The organism is Pseudoalteromonas sp. APC 3495, assembly GCF_030407645.1.
Taxonomy (GTDB): Bacteria; Pseudomonadota; Gammaproteobacteria; order Enterobacterales; family Alteromonadaceae; genus Pseudoalteromonas; species Pseudoalteromonas tetraodonis.
This window is the reverse complement of the sequence record NZ_JASDDA010000068.1, coordinates 1-15,011: the sequence shown is the minus strand read 5'-3', so window position 1 is coordinate 15,011 and position 15,011 is coordinate 1. Positions and strand designations below refer to the sequence as shown.

Here is a 15,011-nt window from a genome sequence, read left to right as displayed (position 1 = left end):
TACCCGAAAATTAATTAATAAATTTCAGTTATATACAATAAAAGTAAATTTAATATTTGCGATATAACCTTAGTACATTAAAGGTTATTTATAGTAGAATTATTGGTCAGAGTTTTACCCTATATTTATTTGGATACGATTATTTTTACTGCATCATTAAAACATCAGCTTTATCGACTACTTATGCTAATTTGCATGCCTGTAGCTGCTGTCATTTTAGTAACCTTGTGGTTTAGTCGTGACGCGGCTATTAAAGAGCACGAGAAAAAAGTGCGCTCTATCACTGAGCACCTAATTATCAAGCAGCAAAGCATGATTAATGATGTAGAGCATATTACTGAGTTTTTAGCAAAAAAGCAGAAAGACATTAAGTCTTTATCTTCTCGCTGCCCTTCGTATTTTTTAGATGTTAAGGCACTCAATGGCAATATCGCGAATATTGGTTTAGTAAACAAAGACGGCGATTTAATTTGTTCCTCAAATAATGGTGCCCCTAATATCAACGTTAGTGATCGTCCCTACTTTAAAAACGCACTCGCCAGTAAAGAGTTTAGTATTGGCCATTTCCAGCACGATCGCAGCCTTGAAGCCCAGAGCATTAACTTTGCTTCCCCTATTCTTAATGAAAACAATGATATTGAAGGCGTGATAGTAACTGTAATTGCTTTAGACTGGTGGAGCTCGGCACTTAATAGCTTGAATTTACCGACAGAAGTTCGAGTCGCCATCACTGACTCTAATAATCTTATTTTAGCCAACTCCCCTTTTTCAGCCGATAGATTAGGTTATAAATTGGAAGAGTTTGATTTAGAACATAATTTACAAGCAGGTGTCATTTTTAAAGGAAAAGATGGTATCCGTAGAGTTTTTCATCAAACGACTCTCTATCGAGATGGCAATGACAATAAGCTCTCTATTTATATTACTCAACCAATAGATAAAACACTTGAGCGGATAGATATTAACTTTGTAAAAATGGTTTTAGGATTTTTAATGACCATTCTTCTTTTAGCTGTATTAGCTAGACGACTGGTCAATAAAAGCATTTTAAATCCGATTAAAAGTCTAACGCAGGCGGTTAACCGCTTAGCGGCCGGTAATATGCCTCATGACGATGAGCAGCCCAATAGTCCTGAGCTAAATAGACTTTACCATCGTTTTAAATACATGGCCGAAACTCGCTTAACGGCTGAAGCATGCCTTAAACATAAGCATGACGAGCTCAATAGCCTGCTTAATGCATTACCCGATGCTTTTTTACGCGTAGATGTCAATGGCAATATTCTTGATACCGGTGGACGTATTAAATCGTTAAATTATAGCCATTCAACACCCCCTAAAAAATTATCGTGTTTATTCTCTGATGCTAATTTAAAACAAGTGCAAGGGTACTTAATACCCCTGAACGCCCCTGTCACTGTTGAGCTTGAACAAAAACAAGACAATCAGTTTTATGAAGCTAAAATTAGCCCAATGAAAAAAGCCGATGAGTTTATTATCGTTATTAGTAACATCACTCAACGAAAGCAAAATCAAGAATCGTTGCATTTAGCGTCATTAGTTTACAACAACAGCAGTGAAGGCATGGCAATCACGGATGAAAATGGGGTTATTTATGATGTGAACCCTGCGTTTTGTGAAACAACTTTGTATTCTCGAAAAGAAGTACTCAATAAAACGGTGGGTATTTTATCATCGGGTAAACACGATAAGCAGTTTTATAATTACATGTGGCAATCGCTCAATAAAACAGGGCGTTGGCAAGGTGAAATAACCAATCGTCGTAAAAATGGCGAGCTGTATGTTGAATGGTTAACCATCGATACTATTTACGATAAAAATAAAGCCCCGACTAGTCGTATTGCTATTTTTACCGACCTAACCGAGAAAAAACAAGCAGATGAATTAATTTGGCGACAAGCGCACTTTGATCATTTAACCGACTTGCCTAATCGATTAGAACTAAAAGAGCGCTTAAACCAACGATTCGCAAACCTTACCAATGCAGATCAAAAACTGGTCATTATGCTATTAGATATTGATCATTTTAAAGATATTAACGACACATTGGGCCACCATTACGGCGATAGATTACTTAAGTTAGTATCTGAGCGAATTGTGCAAACGGCCAAAGAGGCTGACTTTGTAGCACGAATTGGCGGAGACGAGTTTGTTGTTGTATTTAGTGATTTACATGGCAGCGATAATATAAAGCAAATGGCAAAATCACTTTTACTTAGCCTTGCCTCCACTATTTTTATTGAAGATGAAAAAGTGTATATCAGTGCCAGTATTGGTATTGCCTGCGCGCCAGATGATGGCCAAAATCCAGAGCAATTACTTAAAGCCGCTGACCAAGCTATGTATAAAGCAAAAAATAGCGGTCGCAATGGCTTTGAATTTTTCTCACATGATATGCGTGAAGATGCAAACGCAAGAATGCAACTACTCAAAGAGCTTCGCTCAGCTATAGAGCTAGAACAATTTGAATTGTATTACCAACCTATCGTATCGCTTGATGATTTACACGTTCATAAAGCTGAGGGACTTATTCGTTGGCAACACCCAGAAAAAGGCCTGATCAGCCCTGCTGACTTTATTCCTCTTGCTGAAGAAACCAGACAAATAAATGCGCTGGGTCAATTTGTATTTGCTGAGGCACTACAAACACTTAATGATATTAAAAAACACATTCAAGATGAATTTCAAATAAGCATTAACGTTTCACCAGTGCAATTGGCAACCGTCGATAGCGGCATAGACGAATGGTACGATATGCTAGCAACGGCAAATATACCAGCCTCAGCGATTGTGGCCGAAATTACTGAAGGCTTAATGGTTAACCCTGAAGAACTTACCCAAAGTCGTTTGAAAGCCTTGGTTAAGTCAGGGATGCAATTGGCCCTTGATGACTTTGGCACCGGTTATTCATCGCTTGCTTACTTGCAAGAAATGGATACCGACTACCTAAAAATAGATAAACGCTTTGTTGATAATATTCAAAAAGGCAGTCAAGAGCTGGCTTTGTGTGAAGCAATTATCATGATGGCTCATCAGCTTGGTTTAAAAGTGATTGCCGAAGGCATAGAAACAAAATTACAAATGGATTTATTACTTGAGGCCGGTTGTGATTATGGCCAGGGCTATTTGTTTTCAAAGCCGCTGCACAAAGCCTCGTTTATGCAGCTGATAACAACAAATCAAGTAATTAGTTTAAAATAAAAGTCATTTAGCCCTAATACTGGTTATTTTGCGTCGAGGTGGTCTGCTACATACGCACCTCGCTGCCCTCTTTTTTTATCTGGTCCAATGGTGCTGTCTTGAGCGGTTTGCTGCTCTAACGCAGCATTGATTGTGGCTCCCAAAATAATGATATAAGCGCTAATAAATAGCCACATAAGCATAATAACCACTCCACCTAAAGAGCCATATGTTTCGTTGTAACTAGCAAAATGAGATACATAAAATGAAAAGCCAAAAGATGCCACAATCCATAATACGGTGGCGGTGAATGAGCCCACGGTAACCCAGCGCCATTTAGCTGCTTTTCTGTGAGGCGCATAACGGTATAAAATTAATAATGCAAAGTTAAAGGTCAATGCCAGCAACGGCCATGATATAATCATGATTAAAAAATCAATACTCTCTTTAATTCCGAGTAAATTAAGCGCTAGCGGTAATATACCTATAATTACCAGTGCTATTACAGCCACCACAATTGCACCCACTGAAAATAACAAACGCACAAGTTGCGCCTTTAAAAATGAGCGTTTTTCGTATTCGTGATAACTAATATTACATGCTGTGATCAACGCTTGGCTGCCCTTAGAGCTACTCCAGATAGTTAACAGTAAAGTACCCAGCGCACTAAGGCTTAAACTAGTTTGTGACTTTTGCGCAAGACTTGAAACTTGAGATAAAATAATTTCTTGAGTGCTTTGTGGTAATAACGCCATAAACTGACTTAAATACACACTAATATCATTCGGTGATGCAAAATAAGCATACACAGACACCAATGCCGCAATGGCGGGAAAAATAGCCAGTAACGCATAAAATGCCACGCCAGCCGCCACTAAAGATAAATTATCACGGCTCATTTGTTTTACTATTCGCCTTATAATATCCCACCAGCCACGCAGAGGGATATGGTTAGGCTGCTTGGCTCTTTGGCCACGCTTAAAGTCACTCATAGTTAACTCCCTTTTCCTAATTAAGTAGCAAAATGTTTGCCAAACAAATACTGCTTGGTATTAAACTTGCTGCTATTGTTTAACACAGACCCTAATTACTTCGACCTAACACGGATGACCTCTATGCTCAGTGCTTTAATTGCAACACTCGCTAATAACACATCAATTCCAGCAATCGACACCGTTAAGCCAAACTCAATTTCTTGGAGCTTTTTAAAAGATCAAAGCGTGCAATTACTACACACATTCATGCAATTACTGCCCACTTTATTATTAGGGATTGTTATTTTGGTGATTAGTTATTTAATTGCCACACCATTATCACGCTTGTTAATAAAGCCTGTTACTTACATGACCAAGAGTAAATTAGTACATCTAGTTGCTAGGCGAGGTATTAGCACCTTAATTATTTTACTCGGGTTTTATCTATTTTTACGCTTGGCAGGACTCACCGAATTCGCGGTCGCAATTATGAGTGGCACCGGATTAATTGGGCTTATTTTAGGCTTTGCCTTTCGGGATATTGCTGAGAACTTTATTGCCAGTTTACTTTTAAGTGTACAGCGTCCATTTAAAATAGATGATGTAATAGAAGTTGATGGCAGAATTGGTATTGTTAAAAAAGTAACTGCACGGGCAACCACTTTAGTTGACTACGATGGCAATCATATTCAAATACCCAATGCGACTGTGTATAAAAATACCATTAAAAACTTAACCGCTAATCCAAAAATGCGCGGTCATTTTTCAATCGGTATTGGCTACGATAATGACATTCGCGACGCACAAAGTTTGGCAATTAGTATAATATCGCAGCAAACCTCTGTGCTTAGCGATCCACCTCCCCAAGTATTGATTGATAACTTAGGCTCCGCCACTATTAACTTTACCGTTTACTTTTGGGTCAACGGCGAACAATACAGCACGGTAAAAGTAGCCTCACAGCTTATGCGAGAGTTAATCAATAGTTTTACGCAACATAATATAAGCATGCCTGACAATGCCAGAGAGCGTATATTGCTCAATAGCCAAGGTGAAGATATTTATCCCATAGCAAGCGAAGCTAAAACAGAGACAACAGAAGAAATTAACGAGCAATCACATATTCAAAAACATAAAACCACAGAGCATGAACACAGTATTGATGATGTAAGTAGTGATACGGATGATATTCGCGAGCAAGCCGATGAATCACGCGACCCAGAGCAAGGTAAAAATATTATATAGGGAGGTTCGAGGTTCAGGAATCTAAAAATATGCGGTTAACATTGAAAGGTTTTTTTGTTCCTATTGGCGGAAGTTTACCTCGCGCCGGGGTTAGTTGTTAGGTTTTAAGCCCGCAACCCGAAGCTCGCCGCCCGCAACCTGACAGCTTATTCCAAACACAAAAAAGCCCGCAGCGTTAACTGCGGGCTTTTTTATTGAATGAGTGAGTCAGCCGGTAAGCCGGGTTCTGTCCTTTCCGAAGAAAGTGATAATCATTCGTCTAGGCCATAAATCGCTCTATGGCTCAAGCAACCTACCCGGTTCCAACGTGGGCCACGCCATAAGGAACCCTATTTGGTCTTGCTCCGAGTGGAGTTTACCTTGCAACCGACTATTACTAGCGGCCCGGTGCGCTCTTACCGCACCCTTTCACCCTTACCAATCCGAAGATTGGCGGTCTTCTCTCTGCTGCACTTGTCGTGGGCTCACGCCCCCCAGCCGTTAACTGGCACTCTGCCCTGTGGAGCCCGGACTTTCCTCCCCCTGCGCATTTTCGTTGCAGGCAGCGATTATCTTGGCTAACTCGGCGCGCAGTATACATGAGAGCACCACACTACGCAGTAAACATTTACTGTTTTTCTTCAATAATTGTTTTATACAGCGCGTTTTTCTTCATACCAAAGTAATCGGCCACCACGCCACAGGCTTTTTTCATTGGCATTTCGTTTTCAAGTAGCGCTAACATTTTGCGTGCCTCTGGTGGAATATCGTCAACTACCTTAGGTTTACCCGGCAGCATGAGTACTATTTCACCGCGCTGTTTAGTGGGATCGTCAGTTAAAAACTGCTTTAACTCAGTCACTGTGCCATTAAAAAAGGTTTCAAATGTTTTAGTGAGCTCTTTGGCAAATACCACTTGCTGCTCACCACCTAGCGCTGCTTCTAAATCGTCTAAGCTTGCCATAATACGGTGGGTACTTTCATACATAATACTGGTAATACTTGAGTTAACCGCATCAATAAAAAAATCTTGGCGTGCTTTACTTTTAGCGGGCGTAAAGCCAACAAACTGAAAACGGTCGGTTGGCAGCCCTGAACAACATACCGCCGTAATAGCAGCGCATGCACCAGGTACAGGTGTGACAAGTGCGCCCTGCTCACGGCATAAATTAACAACGGCATAACCAGGGTCGCTTATAAGCGGCGTGCCGGCATCGGATACTAACGCAATATTTAACCCTTGATTAAGTTGGTCGATAATTTGCTGCGCTTTTTGCTTTTCATTATGGTCATGTAACGCAAAGGTTTTAGCCTTAATACCAAAGTGGCTGAGTAGCTTGCCAGTATGGCGAGTGTCTTCAGCCGCGATTAAGTCAACCTGCGATAATGTCGCGATTGCACGCTGACTTAAGTCGTCATAATTGCCGATTGGGGTGGCAACAACGTAAAGAGTGCCAATTTTCTGTGAATTCTCCTCATTTAACATTGAGGTCTCCTGCGTCAGTCAGTAATATAAGCAAATCGCGTTAACGTATGGGAAATCATTGTGCGACTTAAACTAGTTAGTCTATTAATTATATTGTCAGGGTTATCGGCGTGTAGCACAACCGAAAAACCAACTAAAACCAGCGATAACTTAAATAGCAGTGCCAATACGCTGAAAAATGAAGCACTGAACGCGCAATCGATTTATCAATTAGCGCAAAACCGTTTTGGTGCAGATAAAATTCAACTGCTTTATAGTGCCCGTGATAGCGCCATTACTGAAGAAAACTGGCCGCTACTCGAAACAATATGTAGCGAACTTGCACTTACTGCCAGTGTTGATCAAATTCAAAACCGTTTATATATTGCCTTTGCACAAAAAGAGCAGAATAAAAACCAGCAAGCACTTGAAGTATTAAACTCACTTGAGGGACAACTCAAGCAACCCGAACATTTTGCCTGGCACCAATTTTTAACTGCCAGCATTTTTGCTTCTCAAAACTTGCCAAAACGTGCTGCACCCTATTTTTTTGCGGCGTCAGAATCTGCAACTAAAAACACTATTTCAATTCCTCAGCTTAGTGATGCACTTTGGAAAAATTTAAAGCAACTCTCATCTTACGCATTAGAACGATTTAACCGTGGTTCTGTGATCCAACAAGGTTGGGTTAACTTAGCTTTGTATCATCAAGTTTACGCCAACAGCTCGGTTGATTTAGACCAAGCCATTAATAATTGGCGCCGCCGTTACCTGGGGCATCCTGGTAACAATGTACTGCCAAAACAAGAAACGTATGCTAATGAATTAGCGCCAATTAATATTGAGCGTTTGGTTGTTTTACTGCCTCAGTCAGGTGCTAATAAGCGCCTTGGGGATGCCTTAAAAGCCGGTATATTGGCAGCCCTTGATAAAAAAGAGATCAACGAAACACTGTTTATAGATGAAAACACTGAAACAGAAGCGTTGAGCGCACAAATTTCTCAGTTACAGCCTGACTTTGTTATTGGCCCACTATTAAAAGCCAATATAGATAAGCTCGCTAATACCAATACATTACTCGATATACCCACCTTACATTTAAATACCTTTGATGGCGAAAGAACCTCGCTGCAACATTACTTTTTTGCGCTTAATCCTGAACATGAAGTACAGCAAACGCTAGAGCACTTTTTAGCACAGGGTTATCAAAAGCCGATGTTGCTAGCGCCAAATAATACCAATGGCCAGCGCTTAGTTGACTACTTTAATCTGCAGTGGCAACGCTATAGTGAAACAACCACGCAAGTTGGTTTTTATAACGATAACAAAGATATGCCCAATACGATTACTAGCTTGTTAGAAGTTGATAAGTCAAAAGAGCGTATTAAATCTGTTAAAGCACTTTTTAATAAAGAAGTTGAAAGTGAAACACGCTCACGTGGAGATATTGATGCCATCTACATACTCGGCGACGCCATTGAAACCCGATTAATTAAGCCTTACCTTGATGTTAATGTGAGTACCTTTGCCGATAGAATTCCTATTTACGCCAGCTCTAAAAGCCACAGTAAGCAAATAGATACCACTGACAAAGGTGATTTAGACGGACTCTACTTTACTGAACTGCCTTGGATGTTAGACTCACAAATTAAGCAACATAATCTGCGTCAGCAATACAATGATTTATGGCCTGAACAAGCCGATATAAGCCAACGTTTATTTGCGATGGCTTATGATTCCGTCACCATGCTTAACGATATTAGACAATTGAGTGTTACACCCGATAAATACTTTTCAGGGTTGAGCGGTAAATTGTCGATTAATAGTGCCGGTGATATTGAACGTTCACTGCAATGGGCTCAGTACAGCAACCGCCGAATAAAACCGGTGGAGTTAAAAACACAACGCCCTGTACCGCTATTTATGCAATCAGCTAACGATGGCATAACCATAATTAACTAAGGGGTCGACATGTCGTGGTTTAAACAGCTGTGGCAAAATAGTCGTGAAAAAGGCCAGTATTATGAGCGCCAAGCGCAAAAGTATTTAGAAGCACAAGGCTTAAAAGCGATTGAGCGTAATTACTACTGCCCCTATGGCGAACTTGATGTCATTATGAAAGACGGTGACACCTTAGTGTTTGTTGAGGTTAAGTTTCGTAAAAATAATATAAAAGGCGGCGCTAATTATGCTTTAAGCCCGCAAAAGCAAGCAAAATTAAGACGAACTATTTATCATTACCTCGCGGCTAAAAACTTAAAGAATCAGCCATTACGTATTGATTATGTTGCTATAACAGGCGAGCCATCACTACACATAAACTGGCTAAAAAACGTATTTTAATACCGAGCACATACAAATGAGTGAGCAATTATTACAACAGCTAAATGCATTAATGCGTAGTTAAAAATTAACAAGCTGCTTCTAAAAATCATCATCCTTAATAAAGCGGGTGTGAGCTCACACAGAATTAGATATTAATTGTTGGTAATCCATGCAAGACACAATAAAAGAAATTTTTAAAGAAAGTATTCAAGTTCAAATTGCAGCAGGTGAAGTACTTCCTAGCGCATTGGAGTCAGCGGCATTCACCATTGCACAAAGCCTGATCAATGGTAATAAACTGATATGTTGCGGCACAGCAAACTGCCACATGTTGGCACAACACATGGCTGGCGTATTAGTAAACTTTTACGAAACAGAGCGCCCTTGCTTACCTGCAATTGCCCTTTCGCAAGAAAATATTAACCTAGGTCAAGGCCATCAAATAGATGACCACGATACCTTTGCACGCCAAGTACGTGCCTTTGCTCAGCAAGGTGATTTGCTCCTTGCATTAGCAATTAATGGCAATGAAAAACATATAATTTCTGCAGTAGAAGCGGCACTAACCAAAGATATGAAGGTCATAGTAATGGTAGGTGATGATGGCGGCGAACTCGTTGGCTTACTTGGGCACAACGATGTAGAAATACGTACACCGTCTAAACGCCCTAGTCGCATTATTGAATCGCATTTAGTTAACCTTCACTGTTTAAGTGAATTGGTAGATTTAACTCTTTTCCCGCAGGATGAAAATTATGTTTAAACGCTCCCTGATTATTTTAGGCACCGTTGTGTTATTACAAGGTTGTGCTGCTGCTGTAGTGGCCGGCACAGCCAGTGCTGTTACTGCAGCAAACGATAGACGAACCATTGGCTCGCAAATAGACGACAACAACATTGAAATAAAAGCCAGCATTGCTATTAGTGAAGATGAACGTCTTAATAAGTTTGCTCATATCAGCGTTATAAGCGTTAATGGCGTGGTTTTAATGGTAGGGCAAGTTCCTAACCAAGAAATGAAAAACCAAGCGTTTAAAACCATTGAGAACCTATCTGGCATTCGTAAAATTCACAACCAACTACGCATTGGCTCAAATATTGGTATTACCACGCAAACTCACGACTCATGGTTAACCTCAAAAGTAAAAGCGCAGCTTTTAGCGGCTGAAAACATCAGCAGTAATAATATAAAAGTAGTGACTGAAAATGCCGAAGTGTACTTAATGGGGCTAGTATCTGACGCTGAAGCAAACCAAGCCGTTAATATTGCCCGTAATATCTCTGGCGTAGAGCGCGTTATTAAAGTGTTTGAGTATTTGTAAAGAATAAGGTTCGAGGTTCGAGGTTCGAGGTTCGAGGTTCGAGGTTCGAGGTTCGAGGTTCGAGAAATTTAAAAACCTTGCGGTTAACATCGCAAGGTTTTTTTATATCTGTAGGCGGGAGTTTACCTCGCGCATTATCACTAATAGACGCAGAATCAATCCGCTGCTACATCATCCAAGCTTAACCCGCTTCTCGCTGCTCGTCGCTCGTGAGCCTTTCTAACCTTTAACCTAATATTTTCATACAGGCATAAAAAAACCGCTTATTAAGCGGTTTTTTTTCTAACATTTAAGGGTTATTTTATAACGCGTAAATGTGAGCCTTTTTTCTTTTCACGCTTATGATCAGGTGTTTCACCAACTAGGTCAGGTGATGAATCGACACTTTCAAGCTCTGGAGCAAAATCGTCTTCGTCCTCTAAAAACTCATCTGCAGTAAAGACTGTGCCTTCGCCATTTTCGCGTGCATATATTGCAAGTACAGCCCCTAAAGGCACGTACACTTGCATTGGCTGACCGCCAAAGCGTGCGTTAAAGCTAAGCTGAGAATTATCTAACGAAAACTGCGTAACCGCTGAAGGGCTTATGTTCAATACAATTTGGCCGTCTTGGACAAACTGTGTTGGCACTTGCACTGCAGGAAAATCAGCATTAACCACTAAGTGTGGTGTGCATTCGTTATCAACAATCCAATCAAAAAAAGCGCGTAGTAAATAAGGACGATTAGAGGTCATTATAAACGGATCTCACGCTCTGCTTCAGTTAAAGAAGCTTGGAATGATTCACGTTCAAATAAACGGATCATATACTCTTTAAGTTCTTTAGAGCCTGCACCATTTAGCTCAATACCAAACTCAGGTAAACGCCATAATAGTGGAGCTAAGTAACAATCAACTAAGCTAAACTCTTCACTCATAAAGTAAGGCGCTTCACTAAAGATGGGTGCTATTGCAAGTAATGCTTCTGTCAGCTCTTTACGCGCTTGCGCTGCTTCAGACGTGTTGTTAATGATTTTTTCAGCTAGGCTGTACCAATCAGTATCAATACGGTGCATCATTAAACGACTACGACCACGCATGACCGGGTATACAGGCATTAGTGGAGGATGAGGAAAACGTTCATCAAGGTATTCCATGATGATGTTTGCCTGATATAAACCAAGCTCACGGTCAATCAGTGTTGGCACTGTGCCGTAAGGGTTAATTTCGTGAAGTGCTTCTGGCAGATTATCCTTTTCAGCCATATGAATATCTACACTTACACCTTTTTCAGCAAGTACAATGCGTACTTGGTGGCTATACATACAGTTAGCACCAGAAAAAAGGGTCATTACAGGGCGCTTATTGGCAGCTACGGCCATGCCTACCTCCATTAAATAACTAAAACAGCAATAGGGGCTTAAGCCCCTATTGCAAAATTACCTTTAAATATGTTCAAACTTAATGAACATCTCTCCAGTATTCTTTCTTCAGCATAAATGCCAAGATAAATAGAATCACTAAGAATCCAAGTACCTTAATACCTAGCGCTTCCGATTCGAGACGTGTAGGTTCACCTACATACTCTAGGAAATTCGTTAAATCACGAACTGCTTGGTCATATTCATCTACACTTAATTCGCCCGTACCATCTGTTTCTGTACCAGTAATGTGAGTGGTTGTTTTACCATTTACTGTTACTTCTTCAGTAATTACAGTAGGAACACCTTGCAACTCTTGAAGAACATGTGGCATACCCACCGATGGGAATAACGTATTATTTACGCCAAACGGACGAGATTCATCTTTGTAAAACGATTTTAAATAGGTATAAATCCAATCACTGCCACGCACACGCGCAACATTTGTTAGATCCGGCGGAGCCGCACCAAACCATTTTGCAGCATCTTCTTTCTTCATTGCATTATTGATATGACTACCTACTTTTGAACCATCAAAAATAAGTTGCTCTTGACCAATCTCTGTTGGAATACCAATATCGCGGAAAGTACGTTCATAACGTTGATACTGCATTTGGTGACAACCAAGACAGTAGTTCATGAACAACTTTGCGCCACGTTGCAAAGAAGGTTGATCAGATATATCGTTACCCGCTTCCATTAGAGGAACTGACGGGCCTGCCGCCATTGCTGGTAATACGTTTACTGATAAAGCGAATAAACCAATAAGTAGCTTTTTCATCATTTCGTTAACCTCTCAGGCAATGGCTTAGTTTTTTCATTCTTACTGTAAACAAATAACAGTACGAAGAACATAAAGTAAGTCACAGTACAGATTTGCGAAACAAGCGTTTTAAAGTCAGTTTGAGGTGTAGCACCAACCCAACCTAAAAGAACGAAAGTAACTACAAAGCCTGCAATGTTCCATTTGTGGAAACCACAACGGTAACGAACTGAACGAACCGAACCACGGTCAATCCAAGGCAATAATGCTAGCACGACAATAGATGCACCCATTGCTGCAACACCCATTAGCTTGTCTGGAATCGCACGTAAGATTGCATAAAACGGCGTAAAGTACCAAACAGGGAAAATATGCGCTGGTGTTTTGAGTGGGTTTGCCGGTTCAAAGTTTGGCGCTTCTAAGAAGAAACCACCCATAGCAGGCATAAAGAACACCACCCAACAGAACAAGATTAAGAAGCCAACCACACCCACAATATCTTTTACTGTGTAATAAGGGTGGAACGGAATCGCATCAATGATGTCTTTTTTATCAGTGTAGTATTCATGGAACTTAAATTTAGGCTTATCTTCTTCAGCCACAGTTCCTTTTTTACGTTTGTTATCAATACCGTCTGGGTTGTTTGAACCCACTTCGTGTAGTGCAACAATGTGTAAAAATACTAAGATAACAATAACCAATGGCAGTGCAATTACATGTAATGCAAAGAAGCGGTTAAGCGTTGCACCCGAAATAACGTAGTCACCACGAATCCACAGTGTTAAATCATCACCAATAACCGGGATAGCCCCGAATAATGAAATGATTACCTGTGCACCCCAGAACGACATTTGACCCCATGGTAATAAGTAACCCATGAACGCTTCAGCCATTAGGGCTAGGAAAATAAACATACCGAATAACCACAGTAATTCACGTGGTTTTTGGTAAGAACCGTAGATCATGCCACGGAACATATGCATGTAAACAACGATGAAGAACGCAGATGCACCCGTTGAATGCAAATAACGTAATAACCAACCGTACTCTACATCACGCATGATGTATTCTACTGATGCAAACGCACCTTCAGCAGATGGTACATAGTTCATCGTTAACCAAATACCGGTAAGGATTTGGTTAACTAGTACTAACATAGCGAGTGAGCCAAAGAAGTACCAGAAGTTAAAGTTTTTTGGTGCTGGATACTGTGCAATGTGCATGTTCCAAACACGTGTCATTGGGATACGGTCGTCTATCCACTCAACAATTTTTCCAAACATTAGGCCACCCCTTGTTCTTCGCCCACTAAAATAGTGGTCTCATCAAGAAAAGTATATGGTGGAACTTCTAAATTTAATGGTGCAGGTACCGATTGAAATACACGGCCGGCCATATCAAACTTAGAACCGTGACATGGACAGTAAAAACCGTCATCAGTCCCTTCCACTTTCTCACCAAAGCCACCTTGTAAAAAGCTAGGTGAACAACCCAAATGCGTACAAATACCTACAGCGACAAAAATCTCTGGGCGTAATGAACGGAAATCATTGGTTGATGATTCTAATTGTTGTGGCTCTTGCGATTGCGGATCACGAAGTTGACCTTCATGTTCTTTCATCTGCTCAAGCATTTTTGGGGTCCGTGATACAACCCATACAGGTTTACCACGCCACTCGACACGTATTAATTGTCCTGGCTCAAGTTTGCTGATATCTACTTCTACAGGCGCACCCGCAGATTTAGCTCGCTCACTTGGATTCCAAGACGCAATAAAAGGAACAGCAGCCCCAGCCGCACCAACACCACCAACAACAGAGGTAGCTATGGTTAAAAAGCGACGTCGGCCATTGTCTACAGGCGCATTGCTCATCCACTTATCTCCACTATGATTCTCAACACTTGCTATATTGAGAACATCAGTTACAGCAGGTTAATTTTTCGAATTTTAAAAGAGAAACGATCATAATTAAAACCCTTGTTTAAAACAAGGTTATTCACAGCCTCCTGCTCGAATAATCCTGACTTGCTCAAATAGTTGATTAAGTTAGCTCGAGTATGAAACCAAATGACTATAGTATCGCTTCCGTAAAAACAATTTGTAAACAAGTACAATCTCACCAACTAAGTACAGTAACCACTGAATTTGGCGACATTAAACTCATTCACTTTATTTGCCCGCCAATTGTAGCAAAAAAATTCACCAATTAACTGATGGATTTAAACTAATTGCGATAATTATTTAACTTTTTTTGCGTTAGTCGGTCATTTTTAAGCTTTCGTTCAATAAATACGCATACTTGGCCTATTTTGATCAAGCTAATGTCGACATTAGCCT

General features: G+C 40.5%; 13 protein-coding genes and 1 other RNA gene. 6 read left to right on the top strand and 8 right to left on the bottom strand.

What is annotated here, in order from left to right; genetic code table 11:
- Positions 1-195: 195 nt before the first annotated feature.
- The gene (locus QL984_RS17580; protein ID WP_249365148.1) at positions 196-3,222 is read left to right on the top strand and encodes an EAL domain-containing protein; all 3,027 of its coding nucleotides are present in this window, start codon (positions 196-198) and stop codon (positions 3,220-3,222) included.
- Positions 3,223-3,245: 23 nt separating this feature from the next.
- Here the strand turns inward: QL984_RS17580 and QL984_RS17575 are convergent, their stop codons facing one another.
- On the bottom strand, positions 3,246-4,193 hold the full coding sequence (locus QL984_RS17575; protein ID WP_138764656.1) for a YihY/virulence factor BrkB family protein: 948 nt from the start codon (positions 4,191-4,193) through the stop codon (positions 3,246-3,248).
- Between the two features lie 123 nt (positions 4,194-4,316).
- On the opposite strand from QL984_RS17575, the gene QL984_RS17570 reads away from it, so the two are divergent.
- Positions 4,317-5,420 (top strand): mechanosensitive ion channel family protein, encoded by a 1,104-nt coding sequence (locus tag QL984_RS17570; RefSeq protein ID WP_058154144.1) that lies wholly within the window; start codon positions 4,317-4,319, stop codon positions 5,418-5,420.
- Between the two features lie 199 nt (positions 5,421-5,619).
- On the opposite strand, the gene rnpB is transcribed toward QL984_RS17570, so the two are convergent.
- Positions 5,620-5,985: RNase P RNA component class A (rnpB, locus tag QL984_RS17565), an RNA gene on the bottom strand.
- A gap of 42 nt (positions 5,986-6,027) precedes the next feature.
- Entirely contained in the window at positions 6,028-6,885 is an 858-nt protein-coding gene (gene rsmI / locus QL984_RS17560) for a 16S rRNA (cytidine(1402)-2'-O)-methyltransferase (protein ID WP_008468384.1), read from the bottom strand.
- A 60-nt stretch (positions 6,886-6,945) separates the two neighbouring features.
- On the opposite strand from rsmI, the gene QL984_RS17555 reads away from it, so the two are divergent.
- The 4 genes from QL984_RS17555 to dolP all read left to right on the top strand — a co-directional run bounded on the left by QL984_RS17555 (position 6,946) and on the right by dolP (position 10,511).
- The gene (locus tag QL984_RS17555) at positions 6,946-8,826 is read left to right on the top strand and encodes a penicillin-binding protein activator (protein ID WP_013464046.1); all 1,881 of its coding nucleotides are present in this window, start codon (positions 6,946-6,948) and stop codon (positions 8,824-8,826) included.
- A 9-nt stretch (positions 8,827-8,835) separates the two neighbouring features.
- Positions 8,836-9,207, top strand: coding sequence for a YraN family protein (locus tag QL984_RS17550; RefSeq protein ID WP_016899512.1), 372 nt, complete (start codon positions 8,836-8,838; stop codon positions 9,205-9,207).
- Positions 9,208-9,358: 151 nt separating this feature from the next.
- On the top strand, positions 9,359-9,952 hold the full coding sequence (locus QL984_RS17545; protein WP_013464044.1) for an SIS domain-containing protein: 594 nt from the start codon (positions 9,359-9,361) through the stop codon (positions 9,950-9,952).
- The gene (gene dolP, locus QL984_RS17540) at positions 9,945-10,511 is read left to right on the top strand and encodes a division/outer membrane stress-associated lipid-binding lipoprotein (protein WP_013464043.1); all 567 of its coding nucleotides are present in this window, start codon (positions 9,945-9,947) and stop codon (positions 10,509-10,511) included. Before QL984_RS17545 ends, dolP begins: the two co-directional genes overlap by 8 nt.
- Positions 10,512-10,807: 296 nt before the next feature.
- Here dolP and QL984_RS17535 read toward each other — a convergent pair whose 3' ends face one another.
- The 5 genes from QL984_RS17535 to petA all read right to left on the bottom strand — a co-directional run bounded on the left by QL984_RS17535 (position 10,808) and on the right by petA (position 14,546).
- Entirely contained in the window at positions 10,808-11,245 is a 438-nt protein-coding gene (locus tag QL984_RS17535) for a ClpXP protease specificity-enhancing factor (protein WP_036955982.1), read from the bottom strand.
- Positions 11,245-11,871 carry a stringent starvation protein SspA gene (gene sspA / locus QL984_RS17530; protein ID WP_013464041.1) on the bottom strand — a complete coding sequence of 209 codons (627 nt, stop codon included), beginning with the start codon at positions 11,869-11,871 and terminating at the stop codon, positions 11,245-11,247. The genes QL984_RS17535 and sspA overlap by 1 nt, the downstream gene beginning before the upstream one ends.
- A 79-nt stretch (positions 11,872-11,950) precedes the next feature.
- On the bottom strand, positions 11,951-12,694 hold the full coding sequence (locus QL984_RS17525) for a cytochrome c1 (RefSeq protein ID WP_290173107.1): 744 nt from the start codon (positions 12,692-12,694) through the stop codon (positions 11,951-11,953).
- Positions 12,691-13,956: a cytochrome b N-terminal domain-containing protein gene (locus QL984_RS17520; protein ID WP_008110864.1), complete on the bottom strand. Its 1,266-nt coding sequence runs from the start codon at positions 13,954-13,956 to the stop codon at positions 12,691-12,693. Before QL984_RS17520 ends, QL984_RS17525 begins: the two co-directional genes overlap by 4 nt.
- Positions 13,956-14,546, bottom strand: coding sequence for a ubiquinol-cytochrome c reductase iron-sulfur subunit (gene petA / locus QL984_RS17515; RefSeq protein ID WP_008110867.1), 591 nt, complete (start codon positions 14,544-14,546; stop codon positions 13,956-13,958). Before petA ends, QL984_RS17520 begins: the two co-directional genes overlap by 1 nt.
- Positions 14,547-15,011 lie beyond the last annotated feature (465 nt).

What these genes read in the sequence shown, in the direction of transcription:
- QL984_RS17580 (WP_249365148.1), top strand. Translation starts at nt 196, where the DNA reads ATGCCTGTAGCTGCTGTCATTTTAGTAACCTTGTGGTTTAGTCGTGAC.
- QL984_RS17575 (WP_138764656.1), bottom strand. Translation starts at nt 4,193, where the DNA reads ATGAGTGACTTTAAGCGTGGCCAAAGAGCCAAGCAGCCTAACCATATC.
- QL984_RS17570 (WP_058154144.1), top strand. Translation starts at nt 4,317, where the DNA reads ATGCTCAGTGCTTTAATTGCAACACTCGCTAATAACACATCAATTCCA.
- rsmI (WP_008468384.1), bottom strand. Translation starts at nt 6,885, where the DNA reads ATGTTAAATGAGGAGAATTCACAGAAAATTGGCACTCTTTACGTTGTT.
- QL984_RS17550 (WP_016899512.1), top strand. Translation starts at nt 8,836, where the DNA reads ATGTCGTGGTTTAAACAGCTGTGGCAAAATAGTCGTGAAAAAGGCCAG.
- QL984_RS17545 (WP_013464044.1), top strand. Translation starts at nt 9,359, where the DNA reads ATGCAAGACACAATAAAAGAAATTTTTAAAGAAAGTATTCAAGTTCAA.
- dolP (WP_013464043.1), top strand. Translation starts at nt 9,945, where the DNA reads ATGTTTAAACGCTCCCTGATTATTTTAGGCACCGTTGTGTTATTACAA.
- QL984_RS17535 (WP_036955982.1), bottom strand. Translation starts at nt 11,245, where the DNA reads ATGACCTCTAATCGTCCTTATTTACTACGCGCTTTTTTTGATTGGATT.
- sspA (WP_013464041.1), bottom strand. Translation starts at nt 11,871, where the DNA reads ATGGCCGTAGCTGCCAATAAGCGCCCTGTAATGACCCTTTTTTCTGGT.
- QL984_RS17525 (WP_290173107.1), bottom strand. Translation starts at nt 12,694, where the DNA reads ATGATGAAAAAGCTACTTATTGGTTTATTCGCTTTATCAGTAAACGTA.
- QL984_RS17520 (WP_008110864.1), bottom strand. Translation starts at nt 13,956, where the DNA reads ATGTTTGGAAAAATTGTTGAGTGGATAGACGACCGTATCCCAATGACA.
- petA (WP_008110867.1), bottom strand. Translation starts at nt 14,546, where the DNA reads ATGAGCAATGCGCCTGTAGACAATGGCCGACGTCGCTTTTTAACCATA.